Origin of the sequence: Streptomyces sp. URMC 126 (assembly GCF_051386555.1) — a bacterium.
Taxonomy (GTDB): Bacteria; Actinomycetota; Actinomycetes; order Streptomycetales; family Streptomycetaceae; genus Streptomyces.
This window is the reverse complement of the sequence record NZ_JBPQTX010000770.1, coordinates 1-287: the sequence shown is the minus strand read 5'-3', so window position 1 is coordinate 287 and position 287 is coordinate 1. Positions and strand designations below refer to the sequence as shown.

The following is a 287-nucleotide window of genomic DNA, read 5'->3' as shown; positions in this document are numbered from 1 at the left end:
GGACAAGACCCACCCCGGTGCCGCCGGCAGCCTGCGGGAGGGCCTGCACGAGACGCTGACCGTGCTCCGGCCCGGGGTGCCTCCCACGCTCGCGCGCACGCTGCGCAGCACGAACGCGATCGAGTCGATGATCTCGATCTGCCGTGACCACGCCACGAACGTCAAGCGCTGGCGCAACGGCCAGATGGCGCTGCGCTGGTGCGCGGCCGGCATGGTCGAAGCGAGCAAGCAGTTCCGCCGCGTGAATGGCCACCTGCACCTGCCCACCCTCCGGGCCGCGCTGGAAC

1 pseudogene is annotated in these 287 nt (G+C 71.8%); it reads left to right on the top strand.

Features of this window, described 5'->3' with window-relative positions:
• Nucleotides 1–287: pseudogene (locus ACSNOK_RS33835) on the top strand (IS256 family transposase); the annotation flags it as partial.